This is a genomic window from Stella humosa, assembly GCF_006738645.1.
Lineage (GTDB): Bacteria > Pseudomonadota > Alphaproteobacteria > ATCC43930 > Allostellaceae > Allostella > Allostella humosa.
In genome coordinates this window covers 1,021,953-1,038,192 of sequence record NZ_AP019700.1, presented here as the reverse complement: position 1 = coordinate 1,038,192, position 16,240 = coordinate 1,021,953, and the positions used below count along the sequence as shown (strand labels likewise).

15 protein-coding genes are annotated in these 16,240 nt (G+C 70.7%); 6 read left to right on the top strand and 9 right to left on the bottom strand.

Annotated features, from left to right (window positions below):
- The first annotated feature begins 108 nt into the window (after window positions 1–108).
- Window positions 109–1,212 (top strand): TRAP transporter substrate-binding protein, encoded by a 1,104-nt coding sequence (locus STVA_RS04970; RefSeq protein WP_123689682.1) that lies wholly within the window; start codon window positions 109–111, stop codon window positions 1,210–1,212.
- Between the two features lie 27 nt (window positions 1,213–1,239).
- Here STVA_RS04970 and STVA_RS04965 read toward each other — a convergent pair whose 3' ends face one another.
- From STVA_RS04965 to STVA_RS04955, 3 genes are all read right to left on the bottom strand, one after another.
- Window positions 1,240–2,652, bottom strand: a complete 1,413-nt coding sequence (locus STVA_RS04965) for a TRAP transporter large permease (protein ID WP_123689683.1) — start codon at window positions 2,650–2,652, stop codon at window positions 1,240–1,242.
- A gap of 35 nt (window positions 2,653–2,687) precedes the next feature.
- A complete protein-coding gene (locus tag STVA_RS04960) occupies window positions 2,688–3,230 on the bottom strand; it encodes a TRAP transporter small permease subunit (RefSeq protein WP_123689684.1) in 543 nt (180 codons plus the stop codon).
- A gap of 162 nt (window positions 3,231–3,392) precedes the next feature.
- On the bottom strand, window positions 3,393–4,460 hold the full coding sequence (locus STVA_RS04955) for a citrate synthase (protein WP_123689903.1): 1,068 nt from the start codon (window positions 4,458–4,460) through the stop codon (window positions 3,393–3,395).
- Window positions 4,461–4,543: 83 nt separating this feature from the next.
- Between STVA_RS04955 and STVA_RS04950 the strand changes: the two genes are divergently transcribed.
- The gene (locus STVA_RS04950; protein WP_142235662.1) at window positions 4,544–5,740 is read left to right on the top strand and encodes a citrate/2-methylcitrate synthase; all 1,197 of its coding nucleotides are present in this window, start codon (window positions 4,544–4,546) and stop codon (window positions 5,738–5,740) included.
- Here STVA_RS04950 and STVA_RS04945 read toward each other — a convergent pair.
- The 3 genes from STVA_RS04945 to STVA_RS04935 all read right to left on the bottom strand — a co-directional run bounded on the left by STVA_RS04945 (window position 5,737) and on the right by STVA_RS04935 (window position 8,698).
- Window positions 5,737–6,102 carry a hypothetical protein gene (locus STVA_RS04945; RefSeq protein WP_142235661.1) on the bottom strand — a complete coding sequence of 122 codons (366 nt, stop codon included), beginning with the start codon at window positions 6,100–6,102 and terminating at the stop codon, window positions 5,737–5,739. The two genes, STVA_RS04950 and STVA_RS04945, sit on opposite strands and share 4 nt — an antisense overlap.
- A 62-nt stretch (window positions 6,103–6,164) precedes the next feature.
- A complete protein-coding gene (locus STVA_RS04940) occupies window positions 6,165–6,842 on the bottom strand; it encodes a gamma-glutamylcyclotransferase (protein ID WP_197735789.1) in 678 nt (225 codons plus the stop codon).
- A 50-nt stretch (window positions 6,843–6,892) separates the two neighbouring features.
- Window positions 6,893–8,698 carry an ATP-binding cassette domain-containing protein gene (locus STVA_RS04935; protein WP_123689688.1) on the bottom strand — a complete coding sequence of 602 codons (1,806 nt, stop codon included), beginning with the start codon at window positions 8,696–8,698 and terminating at the stop codon, window positions 6,893–6,895.
- A 162-nt stretch (window positions 8,699–8,860) separates the two neighbouring features.
- Between STVA_RS04935 and STVA_RS04930 the strand changes: the two genes are divergently transcribed.
- Complete coding sequence (locus STVA_RS04930) at window positions 8,861–9,427, top strand: sigma-70 family RNA polymerase sigma factor (RefSeq protein ID WP_197735788.1); 567 nt, start codon at window positions 8,861–8,863, stop codon at window positions 9,425–9,427.
- Window positions 9,424–10,059 carry an NrsF family protein gene (locus STVA_RS04925; protein ID WP_123689690.1) on the top strand — a complete coding sequence of 212 codons (636 nt, stop codon included), beginning with the start codon at window positions 9,424–9,426 and terminating at the stop codon, window positions 10,057–10,059. Before STVA_RS04930 ends, STVA_RS04925 begins: the two co-directional genes overlap by 4 nt.
- A gap of 12 nt (window positions 10,060–10,071) precedes the next feature.
- Here STVA_RS04925 and STVA_RS04920 read toward each other — a convergent pair whose 3' ends face one another.
- Together STVA_RS04920 and STVA_RS04915 are read right to left on the bottom strand one after the other, a co-directional pair.
- Window positions 10,072–12,249 (bottom strand): N,N-dimethylformamidase beta subunit family domain-containing protein, encoded by a 2,178-nt coding sequence (locus STVA_RS04920; RefSeq protein WP_123689691.1) that lies wholly within the window; start codon window positions 12,247–12,249, stop codon window positions 10,072–10,074.
- 40 nt (window positions 12,250–12,289) lie between these two features.
- Window positions 12,290–13,684: an aminotransferase family protein gene (locus STVA_RS04915; protein ID WP_123689904.1), complete on the bottom strand. Its 1,395-nt coding sequence runs from the start codon at window positions 13,682–13,684 to the stop codon at window positions 12,290–12,292.
- Window positions 13,685–13,914: 230 nt separating this feature from the next.
- Here STVA_RS04915 and STVA_RS04910 point away from each other — a divergent pair, with 230 nt between their 5' ends.
- Window positions 13,915–14,670: a glycosyltransferase family 25 protein gene (locus STVA_RS04910; protein WP_123689692.1), complete on the top strand. Its 756-nt coding sequence runs from the start codon at window positions 13,915–13,917 to the stop codon at window positions 14,668–14,670.
- Window positions 14,667–15,494, top strand: a complete 828-nt coding sequence (locus STVA_RS04905) for a GNAT family N-acetyltransferase (RefSeq protein WP_142235660.1) — start codon at window positions 14,667–14,669, stop codon at window positions 15,492–15,494. The genes STVA_RS04910 and STVA_RS04905 overlap by 4 nt, the downstream gene beginning before the upstream one ends.
- A 59-nt stretch (window positions 15,495–15,553) precedes the next feature.
- Here the strand turns inward: STVA_RS04905 and wrbA are convergent, their stop codons facing one another.
- On the bottom strand, window positions 15,554–16,153 hold the full coding sequence (gene wrbA, locus STVA_RS04900; RefSeq protein WP_123689693.1) for an NAD(P)H:quinone oxidoreductase: 600 nt from the start codon (window positions 16,151–16,153) through the stop codon (window positions 15,554–15,556).
- Window positions 16,154–16,240: the final 87 nt, after the last annotated feature.

Here is a 16,240-nt window from a genome sequence, read left to right as displayed (position 1 = left end):
GCCCTTGCCTACGGACGCGCCTGATGACAGTTTACCGTACCCTGGCGGCCCCGTTACCGAGGGCGTTCGCGAGCGCCGCCTGGTTCATCGCATTCGGAGATCGAGCATATGGAAAGGCGTAGTTTTCTGCGCGGCACGGCTGCGGGCGCGGCCACGGCGATCGGCACCACCCTGGCCGCCCCGGCGATTGCCCAGTCGTCCAACCCCGAGATCCGCTGGCGCATGACCTCCAGCTTCCCCAAGAGCCTGGACACGCTCTTCGGCGGGGCCGAGTTCCTGGCCAAGCGCGTGGCGGCGCTCACCGACAACAAGTTCCAGATCCGCGTCTTCGCGGCGGGCGAGATCGTCCCCGGCCTGCAGGCGCTGGACGCCGTCCAGGCCGAGACGGTCGAGATGGCGCACACCGCCAGCTACTACTATGTCGGCAAGGACCCGACCTTCGCCTTCGACACGACGGTTCCCTTCGGCCCCAACGCGCGCCAGCAGTCCGCCTGGATGCATCACGGCGGCGGGCTCGACCTGATGCGGGACTTCTTCAAGCAGTACAACATCCTGAGCTTCCCCTGCACCAACACGGGCGCGCAGATGGGCGGCTGGTACCGCAAGGAGATCAAGACCGTCGAGGACCTGAAGGGCCTGAAGTTCCGCATCGCCGGCATCGCCGGCATGGTGCTGACCAAGCTGGGCGTGGTGCCGCAGCAGCTGGCCGCCGGCGACATCTACCCCTCGCTCGAGAAGGGCACGATCGACGCCGCCGAATGGGTCGGCCCCTATGACGACGAGAAGCTCGGCCTCTTCAAGGTGGCCCCCTACTACTACTATCCCGGCTGGTGGGAAGGGCAGGCGCAGCTCTCGGCCTACATCAACCTGAACGCCTGGGCCAAGCTGCCCGATCAGTACAAGGCCGCCCTGCAGTCGGCCTGCGCCGAGGCCTATGTCGACACGCTGGCGCGCTACGACGCCGTCAACCCGGCGGCACTGCGCCGGCTGGTGGCCGGCGGCGCCCAGCTCCGCCCGTTCTCGCGCGAGATCATGGCCGCCTGCTACAAGGCCGCCCACGAGCTCTATGACGAGATCTCGGCCAAGAACGCGAACTTCAAGAAGGTCTACGAGCCGTGGAAGAAGTTCCGCGACGACGAGTACCTGTGGTTCCGCGTGTCCGAGAACAGCTACGAGAACTTTGCCTTCACGGCCGCCCAGACCGTGAAGTGACCGGACGGCGGCTCCGTCCCGGCCTCGTCACTGGATGAGGATCGGGACGGAGTCGCTGCCGCTCGGCGGCGGCGCCACGTCGATGCGGATGGTGCTGGGGTCGACGGTCGGGCCCTGGGTGATCCAGTAGGTGACCGATTCCGGCCAGAAGATCACGATCACCACCAGGACGAGCTGCAGCAGCAGCCAGGGCACCGCGCCCCAGTAGATGTCGCGGCTGCGCACGCTCGCGGGTGCCACCCCGCGCAGGTAGAAGAGCGCGAAGCCGAAGGGCGGGTGCATGAACGAGGTCTGCATGTTCACGCACAGCAGCACCCCGAACCACACCAGGTCGATGCCCATCTTCTGCGCCACCGGCGCCAGCAGCGGCACGATGATGAAGGCGATCTCGAAGAAATCGAGGAAGAACGCCAAGAAGAAGACGAAGACGTTCACCGCCAGCAGGAACCCGGCCACCCCGCCCGGCAGGCCGGACAGCAGGTGCTCGATCCACAGCGACCCGTCCACCCCCTGGAAGACCAGGCTGAACACGGTGGAGCCGACGAGGATGAAGACGACCATGCTGGTGATCCGCATGGTCGTGTCCATGCCCTCCTTGACGAGCGGCCAGGTGAGGCGCCGGTTCAGCGCCGCCAGCACCATGGCGCCGACGGCCCCCATGGCCCCGGCCTCGGTCGGGGTCGCCAGCCCCATGAAGATCGTACCGAGAACCAGGAAGATCAGCACGATGCAGGGCACCATGCCCCACAGCACGCGGCGGATCAGCGGCCAGCCGCGCTGGGTGCGCTCCTCTTCGGGGATGGGGGGCATCCAGTTCGGCCGCAGGACGGCGACGCCGGCGATGAAGAGGACGAACAGCAGCACCTGCAGCATCGAGGGGCCGATCGCCCCCAGATACATGTCGCCGACCGAGCGGCCGAGCTGGTCGGCCAGGACGATCAGCACCAGCGACGGCGGGATGAGCTGGGTGATGGTGCCGGACGCCGCGATGACGCCGGTCGCCAGCCGCATGTTGTAGCCGTAGCGGATCATCGCCGGCAGCGAGATCATGCCCATGGCGATGACCGAGGCGGCCACGGTGCCGGTGATGGCGCCCAGCACCGCGCCGACGATGATGACGGCGATGGCAAGCCCGCCCGGCACCCGGCCGAAAAGCTGGCCCGTGCCCTCCAGCAGGTCCTCGGCCAGGCCGCAGCGTTCGAGTATCGCCCCCATGAAGGTAAAGAAGGGGATCGCCAGCAGCAGGTCGTTCGACATGATGCCGAAGATGCGGATCGGCAGGTTCTCGAGGTAATGGAACGTGAACAGCCCCATCTCGATGCTGACGAACCCGAAGAACAGCCCGACCGCCATCAGCGAGAAGGCGACCGGGAAACCGACGATGAGGAACAGTACCAGGCCGCCGAACATCAGCGGCGCCATGTAGTCGAGCGGGGCCATCGGCCAGCCTTCCCTTGGATCCGGACCGAAACCCGCTACTGGAGCGGCTTGTGGTATTCGTCGAGCTGCACGTCGGCCAGCCCGCGGAGTGCGGCAACGCGCTTCACCAGTTCGGCCAAGCCTTGCAGCGTAACGAGGACGAAGGCCACCGGCATCAGCAGCTTCACCGGCCAGCGCAAGAGGCCGCCGGCATTGCTGGAGCCCTCGCCCCGCGTCCAGGAATCGAGAAAGAACGGCCAGGTCATCCAGGCCAGGATCGCCGTCGCCGGCAGCAGGAAGAAGACCAGCCCCAGGATGTCGATCCACAGGCGGCCGCGCGGCGAGGCCATGGAGAAGACCAGGTCGACCCGGACATGGCCGTTCTGGCGCAAGGTGGTGGCAGCCCCCAACAGGAAGGTGCCGGCGAACATGTACCACTGGATTTCCAGCCACGCGTTCGAACTCAGGCTGAACGCATAGCGGCTGGCGGCATTGCCGGCGCTGACGAGGCAGGCGAGCAGGACCAGCCACGAAGCGATGTGGCCGAACGCGTCGCTGGCGCGGTCGACTGCGCGGGCAAGGCGCAGCAGCATGTTCATGGGCGCGGCTCCTGGGAAGTGCCCTGCACCGCCTTCGGCGCAGGGCACGGAACGTGCCGGTCCATATCCGCATCCAGCCGCGGTTAGCAATCCTTTGCGGCGAGAAAAGCCGAAACGACCCCCGGAAAGGCGCTATGCCGCCATGCTTCAGGCCGCCATGCTTCAGGCCGCTTGGCGCGGCTCCGGGCCGACATAGGCCGATTGCGGGCGGATGATGCGCCGGCTCTCCTCCTGCTCCAGCACGTGGGCCGCCCAGCCGCCGACCCGGCCGACCGCGAAGATCGGCGTGAACAGGGTGCGCGGCAGGGCCAGCGCCTCCAGCAGCAGGGCGGTATAGAACTCGACGTTGGTGTCGAGCCCGCGCCCCTGCTTGCGTTGGGCCAGCAGGCGGATGGCGGTCGCCTCCACCTGCTCGGCGAAGCGGATGCGGTTGGCCTCGCCGCGCAGTTCCATGACGACCCGCTTCAGCACGTCGGCGCGGGGGTCGCGCACCCGGTAGACGCGGTGGCCGAAGCCCATCAGCCGGTCGCCACGGTCGAGCGCGGCGGCCAGCCAGGGCTCCACATTCTCGGGCGGGCCGATCTCGTCCAGCATGTCGAGCACCGGCCCCGGGGCGCCGCCATGCAGCGGCCCCTTCAGGGCACAGACCCCGGCCACCACCGCCGACAGCAGGCCCGCCCGGGTGGAGGCAACGACACGGGCGGCAAAGGTCGAGGCGTTCAGCCCATGGTCGGCGATCGTCACCAGATAGGTGTCGAGTGCGCGCACATGGGCCGCCGGCGCCGCCCGGCCGTGCAGCATGCGCAGGAAATCGGCTGCGTGGCCCAGCACCGGATCGGGCGCCACCGCCGCTTCGCCCGCTGCCCGCCGGGCCGCCGCGGCCGCCGTCACCGCGGTCATGGCGGTGGCCAGCAGGTGATGCGGCACGGTGGCCGCGTCGGGCAGCAAGGCCAGGCCGGCCCGCACCGCCTCGATGGCGCTGAGGCCGTCCAGCGCGCCCAGGCGCGGCTCCAGGATGGCGAAGGCCGCCGCGCGGGCCTGGCCCAGCGCCGCCGGCAGCCCGTCGATGGCGACGAACCCATCCCACAGCAGCGCCAGCACATCCTCGTAGCTGCGCCGGCCGGCCAGTTCCTCCAGCTCGAAGCCACGCAGCACGAGCCGGCCCGCCTGCCCGTCCACATGGCTCAGCACGGTCTCGGCCGCGACCACGTCATCCAGTCCCACCGCCATGGCGCTCTCCATATTTCGCCGCTTCGGAGCCTGCGATGTCGCGCCGCTGGCTTATATCGTCAATATTGATTAGATAGATCAACATGAATGGACCGACCCTGCTGGATGCTGCAGAGGCCACCCGCCGCCTGGGTGTGCGCCACGCCACGCTCTACGCCTATGTCAGCCGCGGCCAGATCCGCGCCGAGCCGCATCCCACCGACCCGCGCCGCAGCCTCTACGCCGCCGAGGACGTGGATCGCATGGCCGCCGGCCGCGCGCTCGGCCGCAGCCCCGGCCGGGCGGCGGCGGCAACGCTCGACTGGGGCCTGCCGGTGCTGGACTCGGCGATCACCCAGATCGAGCATGGGCGGCTGTTCTATCGTGGCCGCGACGCCGTCCGGCTGGCCGAGACCGCGTCGCTTGAGGATGCGGCCCGCCTGCTGTGGGACTGCGGCGCGGCCGACCCGTTCGACGAGCCGGTAGCCGAGGCATCGCATGTGGCCGCGAACCCGCCGCCGCTCGACCTCTTCGCGCGCTGCATGGCCGGCCTGTCGGCGGACGGGCTGGCGCAATCGGAGACCTGGGCACGCGACCCGCAGCGCCGGTGGCAGGGCGCCGCCCTGCTGCTGCGCCATGCCGCCGCCGTGGCCATCGGCCGCCCGCCATCGGCGCTGCCGACCGCCCAGGCCATGGCCGCGGCCTGGGGTGCCGGCGACGCCGCGACCGACTTGATCCGCCGCGCGCTGGTCCTGGGCGCCGACCACGAGTTGAATGCCTCGACCTTCGCCACCCGGGTGATCGCGTCGACCGGTGCGGCGCTGGCCGCCGCCGTCGTCGGCGGCATGGCCGCACTCTCGGGCCCGCGCCATGGCGGCATGACGCTGCGGGTGCAGGCGCTGCTGGACGAGATCGCCGGCCACGCCCGCCCGGCCGAGGCCGTCGCGCTGCGCCTGCGCCGCGGCGACCGCCTGCCCGGCTTCGGCCACCCGCTCTATCCGGCCGGCGACCCGCGCGCCACCGCACTGCTGGACCGCCTCGACCTCGACCCTGCCCTGCGCGATACGATCGCCGCCGCCGCCGACCTCACCGGCGAGGCGCCCAACATCGACTTTGCCCTGGTGGCCCTGGCACGCGTCCATCGCCTGCCGGCCGACGCGCCGGCCGCCCTGTTCCTGGTCGGCCGCACCGTCGGCTGGATCGCGCATGCCCTGGAACAGCAGGCAACCGGCGGCCTCATCCGGCCGCGGGCGCGCTATATCGGCGTGCCGTCGTCGCGCGGGTCAGCCGGCGCCGGCTAGGGAGCGCAGACGAGCCCCCGGGCGGAGCCGCTCACGCTCATGCGCCCGTCCGTCCAGGATAGCCCCTCGACGCGGCAGTACGCCGACCAACCGCGCACGTCCGGCTCCGCATTGGCACCGATCGTGGCGCTCTGGCCGCAATGGAGATTGGCCGGCACGGTGGCGCTTTCGCCGGGCAGGACCTCATGCTGGCCGCAGATCACCGCCGCCACCACCTCCTGGCCCGGCCCGGCATAGGGCGTGATATTGAAGGTCACCTTCACATCGGCCTGGTTGACGATGGTGATGTCGGCCTGCGCCGTGCCGACCAGGGCCGGCAGCATCGCCATCGCCGTCGCGATCGTCAGTAGTCCAGCGCGCATGTCCCTGGCCTCCTCTCGGAGGCCGTAGTCTGCTGGGGCGCTGGCTGCCGGTCAATCGCTGGCTAGGCGCTAGCCTGGAACGCCTCGACCGCGGCCGCTAGGCGTTCCAGCTCCGCATCGGGCATGCCGCAGGCGCGCAGCCCGTCCCGGGTCTGGAACAGATAGTCGGCAGCCCGGCCCAGGCTGCCGGTCGCCGTCGCCAGGCGCTCCACGACCATCTCGTCGGCGAGCCCGCCGGCATAGTGGTCGCCCGTGCGATCGATCGTGAAGGCGATGGCCCCACCGAAGCGCCGGCCGTCTTCGTCCAGCAGGTCGATCCAGCGCGGGATGTAGGCCGCGGCCAGCATCTCGCGCCGCCACAGCAGTTCGAGCTCGCCTTCAAGCCCCTCTTCGGCCAGGCGATAGGCGATGCCCTGGCACGAGCCGCCCTCGTCCAGGCCCAGCATCAGGCCAGGCCGGTCCTTCGTGCCGCGTCCGGCGATGGTCGACAGGCAGAAGGTGCGATGCCAGCCCTCGACCCGGGCATTGCGCCGCTCGACCACATGGACCGTCGGGTTCCAGATCAGGGAGCCATAAGCGAAGAGCCAGGCGTCGCCGGGGGGCCGGGCGGCCAGCGCCTGGTCCAGCGACCGGCGCCGCTCGGCATCGGTCAGGAGCCGCAGGGCCGGCGCCTCGCGGGCGACCAGTTCGTCCAGGCCGCCCGCCGCCAGCAGCGCCCGGGACAGTTGGCGGTCTGGCATGCCAACAGGCTTCTCGGCATCATCCGTCATCGGCCCGCCCCTCCCCGCCTTCAGCCTTCGATCTCTTCGCGCAGCATCTCCAGCCGCAGCCATTCCTCCTCGGCGGCGGCCAGTTCCGTCTGGGCATTGCCGATGCCAGCCGTGGCGGCGTCGAAGCGGGCGCGGTCGCGGGCATAGAGGCTGGGCTCGGCCAGGGTCGCCTGGTGGGCGGCGATCGCTTTTTCCAACTCGGCCATGCGGCGCGGCAGCAGGTCGAGCTGGCGGCGCTCGGCGAAGCCCAGGCGCGGCTTGCGCGCGCGGGGGGCGGCCGGCTCCGCCGTCTCGCCCTTCGCGCGCGGCGCGCGGGAGACGGCGCGCGCCTCCACCCCGGTGCCGCGCTGGGACACCATGTCGGAATAGCCGCCGGCATATTCCGTCCACTGCGCCGGCCCCTCATAGGCCACGATCGAAGTCGCCACCCGGTCGAGGAAGTCTCGGTCATGGCTGACCAGCAGGACGGTGCCGGGATAGTCGGCCAGCATTTCCTGCAGCAGGTCGAGCGTCTCCAGGTCGAGGTCGTTGGTCGGTTCGTCCAGCACCAGCAGGTTGGACGGCAGGGCCAGCGCGCGGGCCAGCAGCAGCCGGCCGCGCTCGCCGCCCGACAGGGCCTGGACCGGCGTGCGCGCCTGCTCGGGCGTGAAGAGGAAATCCTGCATGTAGCCGGCGAAGTGGCGCGAGCGGCCGCCCACCGTCACCATGTCGCCGCCGCCCCCCGTCAGCGCGTCCTTCAGCGTCGTCGTCGGGTCGAGCGTCTCGCGCCGCTGGTCGAGCGTCACCATCTGCACGTTGGCGCCCAGGCGCACGCTGCCGCTGTCGGGCGCCATGGCGCCGGTCAGCAGCGACAGCAGCGTCGTCTTGCCGGCGCCGTTCGGCCCGACCAGCCCCATGCGGTCGCCGCGGCGCAGCTTCAGCGACAGGTTGCGGACGATGGCGCGGTCGCCGAAGGACTTCGAGGCACCCTCCATCTCGGCCACCAGCTTGCCGGACACCTCGCTCTCTGCGATCGTCATCTTCACGTCGCCGACCACGCGCCGCTGCTCGCGCACCTCGGTGCGCAGCGACATCAGGGCGCGCATGCGGCCCTGGTTGCGCTGGCGCCGAGCGGTCACGCCGTAGCGCACCCAATGAAGCTCGTCGACGATCTTGCGGTCGAGCTTGTGGCGCTCGGTCTCCTCCTCCTCCAGCACGCGGTCGCGCCATTCCTCGAAGGCGCCGAAGCCCTGCTCCAGCCGGCGGGTGACGCCGCGGTCGAGCCAGAGCGTCGCCTTCGACAGGGACTGGAGGAAGCGGCGGTCATGGCTGATGAGGACGATGGCCGAGCGCAGGCCGGCTAGTTCCTGCTCCAGCCACTCGATCGCCGGCAGGTCGAGATGGTTGGTGGGCTCGTCCAGCAGCAGCACGTCGGGCGACGGCGCCAGCACGCGGGCCAGCGCCGCGCGCCTGGCCTCGCCGCCCGACAGGCGGCGCGGGTCCTCGGCCCCGGTAAGGCCCAGGGCATCCAGCAGCAGGCGCGCGCGGTGGTGGTCGCCGTCGGGCGGGATGTCGCCCTCCGCATAGGCCAGCGTCGTCGGATAGCCGGACAGGTCGGGCTCCTGCGGCAGGTAGCGGACGACCGCCCCCTGGTGGACCACCCGGTTGCCGCGGTCGGGCTCGATCAAGCCGGCCGCCACCTTCAGCAGGGTCGACTTGCCCGACCCGTTGCGGCCGACGAGGCACAGGCGCTCGCCCTCGGCCACCGACAGGTCGGCGCCCTCGACGACCGACGGCCCGCCGAAGGTAAGGTGGATATCCTGGAGGACGAGGAGCGGCGCTGACATGGAACCTGACGGACGGGGACAAGGGGAGCCGCCCGGTTAAAGCACCGCGCGCATCCGATCAACCCGCCCTGTCGCCGCGCCGCGGATTCAGCGGATCGCGCAGGCATGCGGATTTTGCCGTAACGTTTGCCCCACCGGCGGCGAAGAACGATGGAAGATGCCGTGAGCCAGCGCGCAGCAAACGAGCGGGAAGCCCAGTGGTCGGCCTGGATGCGGGCGGCCGACGACGGCGACGACGCTGCCTATCGCCGCTTTCTGGAGGCGCTGGCGCCGGCGATCCGCAGCGTCGTGCGGCAGGGGATGGCGCGTGCCGGCGCCGGCAGCGGCGACATAGAGGACGTGGTGCAGGAGACCTTGCTGGCCATCCACCTGAAGCGCGACAGTTGGGACCGGGCAAGCCCGATCGGCCCATGGATCAACGCGATCGCCCGCTACAAGACGGTCGACGCGCTGCGCCGGCAGGGCCGGCGGGCCGAGGCGCCGCTCGACGACGTGGTGGAGGCCATGGCGGCGCCCGCGGCCGAGGACGGGCTGGCCCGCCGCGACGCGGAACGGGCGCTGGCCACCCTGGAGGGCCGCACGCACCAGGTCGTGCGGGCGATCTCGCTCGAGGGTGCCGGCATCGGCGAGACGGCCCGGCGGCTGGGCATTACCGAAGGCGCGGTGCGGGTCGCGCTGCACCGCGGGCTGAAGGCACTGGCCCGCCGCTTCGGCGGAGAGGATCGATGAAAACGGACGAACTGATCCGCGCCCTGGCAACCGACCGGCGGGGCGGCATGCCCCTGCCGCGGCGGCTGACGCTCGCCCTGGCCGGCGGGCTGGCGGCGACCCTGGTCGCCTTCCTGGTCGGGCTTGGCCTGCGCGCCGACATCGTGGCCGCGGCCGGGACCGTCCGGTTCCTGCTGAAGCCAGCGCTGACCTTGCTGCTGGCGGCGGCCGCCCTGGTGGCCGTGTTGCGGCTGGCCCGGCCGGACGGGCAGCCGGCAGGGCTGGCGACGTTGCTGCTGCTGGCGCCGTTGGCCCTGGCCGTCGCCATCGCCGTGGAACTGGCCGTGACGCCGGCGGCAAGCTGGGGCACCCGGCTGGTCGGGTCCAACGCCGGGGTCTGCCTGGTGGCGATCCCGCTGCTGGCGCTGGCGCCGCTGGCCGCCATGCTGGCGGTGCTGCGGCGTGGCGCGCCGATGGCGCCGATGCGCCTGGGCATGGCGGCGGGGCTGGCCGCGGGCGCCTTGGCCGCGGCCTTCTATGCCGTCCACTGCCCCGACGATTCGCCGCTTTTCGTCGCCACCTGGTACGGGACCGCCATCGCCGTCACGACGGCCGCCGGCGGCCTTGCGGGCCGCCGGCTGCTGCGCTGGTAGGTCCGCTTCGGCTCAGGCGGAGAACCGCCGCACCACGTTCTCCAGCATGCGCGACACTTGGTTGTCGTAGCCATCGTGGGACAGGCTGCCGCAGAAGGTGATGGAGCCGGTGGAGAACACCGCCCCACCCTTCACCGTCTCGAAATAGACCAGCTCGGCGCGGATCAGGTCGGCCGGCGGCTCGCCCGTCACCGTCGTCAGGTGGGTCAGCAGTTCCTCGGGCACGGTCACGAAGTGGTCCTGGTGCCCTTCGGACCGGGCCAGCACGTAGGCGTTGGGCGGCGTGCCCAGCACCGGGTCGGCACGGTCCAGCTCGAAGCCGGCGGCGCCGCCACCCGACAGGCCGAAATCGCCGATCGTGTCCCCCTCCACGCCCGCGAAGATCCACGAGACCGCCGGATCGTACGAGGCCGGCAGGCGCCGGTAGTAGGAGCCCTCGAACTTGCCCTGGCCCGAGAAGCCGACGCCGGCCAGCTTCTGCGGCGGCCGGCCGTTGCGCCGCCACAGTCCGCCATAGGTGCCGTCCAAGGCGTTGTAGTATTCGCCCGATTCCGCCGCCCAGGCGCGGATGCCGCCCTCGCCGCGGCGGATCTCGACGACGTGGGGCAGGTCGAAGCGCCGCGCCACCTTCCAGTAGAAGCCGTTGCCGCCGAGATAGACCAGCCGCCCGCCCTGGCCGACATAGTCCTGGATGGCGTCCAGCGTGCGCGGCGTGTGGTATTCGGGATGGGTCCCCGTCACCAGCACCTTGTAGGGGCGCAGGAGTTCCAGCCCCTCCTCGTCCAGCTCCTCGTCGGTGATGACGTCGTAGGCGATCCCCTTCTCCTCCAGCCAGTCCAGCAGGTGGGTATCGGACGGGTAGTGGCGCAGGCCCGAGCCGCGCAGGTCCTCGTAGGACAGGTAGCCCGCGCGGAAATTGATGATCGGGCGCAGGCGCGACGAATAGGCGATGCCGCTGCCGTCGGGGTGGAAGTTGTAGGTGCTGTGGCCGAAATCATGGTGCTCGTCGGGATGGTAGGGATAGGCGTTCCACGCCGTCCGCCGGGCCTTGTAGCCCTCGTCGCAGTTGAAGCGGTTGTAGTTGGCATAGACCTGGAAGGTGAAGGTCGAGGCCAGGAAGACGACGGGGGCGGTCGTCTTGCCCTTGGGCGGCACGACATAGAAGGGGATGACGTCCTCGTACCCTTCGGTGCGCAGGCGCACGCCATAGGCGCCGCTCTTCATGTCGGCCGGGATGTCGACGACGAAGTCCGTCGCCCAGCCGGCGTCGCCCAAATCGTCGGAATGGAAGTGGATCGCCGCATAGTGCCGCGGCGCATGCTTCCAGGCATGCTCCTCGCCCGTCCATAGCGACCCGCAGACGGCGCGCGTCGGCAGGTTCACGAGCGTGCCGGCCAGGCCCGAGGGACCGGAATCCTCCACCATCTGGGTGTCGATCCCGCGCGAGAAATCCCACCAGGCGAGCAGGTTGGGATCGGCCGGGTCGGGATCGCTGACGCCCGGTCGACGGACCCCGCGATAAAGGCGCGGGTCCTCGATGCGGCCGTCGAAATGGTCGCGCGCATCGGTGCCGGCGACGGCCGCCCCGACCGTGATCGCCGCACCCGGCGGGCAGGCGAGCTGGGTGTCGGCCGCGATCTCGGCCGACCCGCTGTCGCTGGCGCCCCAGGTGACCGCCAGCGCCTTCTGGTCGAGCGCCAGCTTGCGGCCGTCGAAGCTGGCCGTCAGCTCGTACCAGCGGCGCGTGACCGGCGGCGCTGCGACCGCGACCGCGACCTCCTGGCCGCCGGCGCGCACGGTGAAGCTGGCGCCGCTGCTGGTCATGGCGAGCTGCCAGCCGTCGCCCGACGCGTCCAGGCGCGCGGCCACGGTGCGCGGCTCGGCCGACAGCAGCCAGGGCTGCACCCGGGCAACCAGGGTGAAGGCCATCCGCGTGTCGAGCTCGGGCGCCTCGATCCGCGCGTAGGAGCCGAGCGGCGTCGGCTGGAAGCGTGCCGGATAGGTGCCGGCGAAGCCCGACGGCAGCGGGATGAAGCGGATGCCGGGGCCGTCAGGGTTGGGGTCGCCATGGCGCACCCGTACCAGGTCCGCCGCGTAGGAGCCGCCGAGCGTGCTCGATACCTTGACCTCGATCCGGCCGCCGGGACGGGCCGAGAAACGGTCGACATAGCCGATGAAGGGAACGGTCATCTTTGGCTCGAATCCTCTTTGGGCAGGACAGACAAATCCGTCAGATCACGCCGTCGGCGGACAGCTCGGCGACATAGGCGTCGATGACCGCCTCCAGGCGGTCGGCCAGCATGTCGACCTCGTCGGCGGTGACGACCAGCGGCGGCGACACCATCACCCAGTCGCCATAGGTGCCGCGGTTGGTCCGCCGGCAATAGAGCGCCAGGCCATGCTGCAGGCCCAGTTGCTGGAGGCGATAGGGCGCCATCCGCTCCAGCGGGATCATCGCCTTGGTCTCCTTGTCGGCGACCAGTTCCATCGCCATCAGCAGGCCCAGGCCGCGCACGTCGCCCACGATCGGGCTGCGATCACGCAGGCCATGCAGGCGGGCGCGCAGCCGCTCGCCCATGCGCGCGGCGTTGCCGGGCAGGTCGCGCTCCTCCATCTCGGCCAGGACGGCGCAGCCGACCGCGCAGGAGAGCGGGTTGGCAAAGTAGGTGAAGCCCTGCATGAAGCCGCCGGCGCGGGCCAGCGTGTCGGCCATGGCGGCCGGCGCCATCATCACCCCCATCGGCGTGTAGCCGGCGGTCACCCCCTTGGCCAGCGTGACGAGGTCGGGCCGGGCATCGGGCCAGTGGTCGGCCGCCAGGAAGCGGCCGGTGCGGCCGGCGCCGCTCATCACCTCGTCGAAGATCAGCAGCACGCCGTGGCGCGAGCAGATCTCCCGCACCGTGCGGTAGTAGACGTCGGGCGCGACCAGGGCGCCCGTCGCCAGGCCGCCGACCGGCTCCATGATGAAGGCCAACACCGTCTCCGGCCCTTCGCGGACGATGGCCTCCTCCAGGGCGGCCGCACAGGCGCGCGCATGGCTCTCGGCCGTGTGGTTGGCCGGCAGGCGGTAGGTGAAGGGGGCCGGCACCCGGTCGACCGCGCGCAGCAGGGGCCCGAACACCTCATGGGCATGGGCATCGCCCGACACGGCCAGCGCGCCCAGCGTGTTGCCGTGGTAGCCGGGCTCGCGCGACAGCACCTTCCAGCGGCTGCCCTGGCCCGTCACGACGGCATGCTGTCGGCAGAACTTGATCACCGTCTCGGTCGCCTCCGACCCGCCGGATACGAGGAAGGCGCGGTCGAGGCCGGGGCCGCACAGGCGCGCCAGCCGCTCGCCCAGTTCCAGGTTGGCCTCGCTCTCGAACTGCGCGGGGAAGGCGAAGGCCGCCGCGCGGGCCTGCTTCTCGAGCGCCGCCAGGACGCGCGGGTTGCCATGGCCGAGATTGCTCGCGACCGGCCCCGACGAGGCGTCGAGATAGCGGTTGCCGGCCGTGTCCTCCAGCCAGATACCCTCGGCGCGGGCGATGCGCGGCCGGCCGGGCGTACCCGGCGGCAGGAAGAAGGACTGGATGCCGGTGTCGGATCGGGGCGGCTGGGGCTGGGGCTGGATCGGGATATCGTTCATCGGGGGCGTGCTCTCCGGTCGCGGTCGACGCACATTCTCCGTCAGGCCGGGCGGCGCCACCAGCATTCGATGGTGCCATCGACAGGATCCGATTTCACCGCACCGCCCGCTTCGGCTAGGGTCCCCCTCCCTGGAGAAACGGTACCGACATCCTCGACTGCTACGTCATCCACCACCCGGCCAACACGGAGCGCCGACGGTATCTGGAGAACTCCGCGCTGCCGTCGGAAGTGGCCCTGCAATTCGTGGCGGACTGGCCGCCGGAAATGGTGGCGCGGGAGATCGTGCCGCCCTACCGGTTCGACCCGGCGCGCTGGAACGACTGGATGGCACCGGTCTATGCGACCTTCCTGGGCTATGCGATCGCCCAGGAAAACGGCAACATGCCCTGGACCTACGGCATCTCGATGGCCAGGCGCCGGTTCCGCACCCTGGAAGCGGCGGTCCAGGTGGCCGCCTGGCTGGGGCCGCGCGAACTCTCGCCCAGCGAACTGTCCTGCTACCACAACCATCTGGCGGCCTACGAACGCATCGTGGCGTCGGGCAAGGACTTCGCGCTCGTCGTCGAGGACGACATCGTCCTGCTGGAGCGCAGCGTGCCGATCCTGCGCCGGACCCTGCAATCGCAGCCGCGGCAATGGGACGTGGTGGACATCGTCGGCGGCGTCAACATGGCACCGCGCGGCGGCATGCCGGCGGTCAACGCCATGTTCTATCGGGTATTGCCCCCACGCGACCGAACCAGTTGCGGCTACCTGATATCGCGCCGATTCTGCATCAAGGTGCTGGAGATCCTGAGGGAGCCGGTCCTGCCGATCGACTGGGCCATGTCCCATGCCATGGCCCGGACGCAGGCCGTGGTGTACTGGAGCTATCCGACCGCGTTCGTCCACGGCTCGAAGGCCGGCCACTATCCGGAAACCGTGATGCGCAACGACCATGACATGCCGCAGAGGCCGCCCGCGGTCCGGCACGAGGACGCATGACCGGCAACCATCCGACATTGCGCACGCCACGCCTCATCCTGCGGCCGTGGCGGCCGGACGATCTCCCGGCGTTCGCCGCCCTCAATGCCGACCCGGTGGTCATGGAGCATTTCCCGGCCGTGCTCGACCGCGCCGGCAGCGATGCACTCGCCGGGCGCATCGCCGACCATTTCGCGCAGCATGGCTACGGGCTGTGGGCGCTGGAGGTGCCGGGCCGAACGGCGTTTGCGGGCTATGTCGGCCTGGCCCACCGGGATTTCCCGGCGCATTTCACCCCGGCGGTCGAAATCGGCTGGCGCTTGGCGCGGGATTGCTGGGGCCATGGCTATGCCGTCGAGGCGGCCCGGCGGGTGCTCGACTTCGCCTTCGACGAAGCCGGGCTGGACGAGGTGGTATCCTTCACCGTGCCCGCCAACCGCCCGTCCTGGACGGTGATGGAGCGGATCGGCATGGCGCGCGACGCCGATGGCGACTTCGACCATCCGGCGCTGCCGCCCGGCCATGCGCTGGCGCACCATGTCCTCTATCGCATTGCCCGGCCGGTCCGGCATGTTTGCATCTTCCGGGCGGCGCGCGAGATCACGGCCGAGGAATGGGCCGGGCTGCACCGGTTCGCAGCCGAGATGCTGACCACCGACCCTGCCATCCGCGCCTATCGCTTCGTGCCCAACACCGCCCGCAAGTCGCAGGGCTACGGGCTGGTGCTGCATAGCGAATTCGCCTCGCGCGCGGCCCTGGCGGCCTATGTCCGCACGCCGCTGCACGAGCGGCTGGCACGCTTCATGGACGGCTTCATCGCCGACACCATCGTCGCCGACTACTGACGGCGGACTGCTGACGACCCGGCCGGGCGCCGCTCCAGGATGAAGCGGCGCCCCGGTCGCTACTTCGCCAGCTTGATCGCCACCTCGGCCACATGGCGGCCCTGGAAGCGGGCGCCGGCCAACTCGTTCTCGCTCGGCTGGCGCGAACCGTCGCCGCCGGTCAGCGTGGTGGCGCCATAAGGCGACCCGCCGGTGATCTCGTCCATGCGCATCTGGCCCTGGAAGGCATAGGGCAGGCCGACCACGACCAGCCCGTGATGCAGCAGGTTGGTGATGATCGAGAAGAGCGTCGTCTCCTGCCCGCCATGCTGGGTCGCGGTCGAGGAGAAGGCAGCACCGACCTTGCCGACCAGGGCGCCCTTGGCCCACAGCCCGCCGGTCTGGTCCCAGAAGTTCGCCATCTGCGCCGGCATCCGGCCGAAGCGGGTGCCGGTGCCGACGATGATGGCGTCGTAGTCGGCCAATTCCTCAACGGTGGCGATGGGGGCCGCCTGGTCCAGCTTGAAGTGGCTCTTGCGCGCGATCTCGTCGGGCACCAGTTCGGGCACGCGCTTCACGTCGACCGTGGCACCGGCCGCGCGGGCGCCCTCGGCGACGGCGTTGGCCATCGTCTCGACATGGCCGTAGCTGGAATAATAGAGCACGAGAACCTTGGTCATCGGGTTAGCCTCATCGGTCGAATGCATCGTCCCGACCGATATGGCCCGATTCAGGCGCCCGAGAGTAGACGGAGCGGACGAAACGGA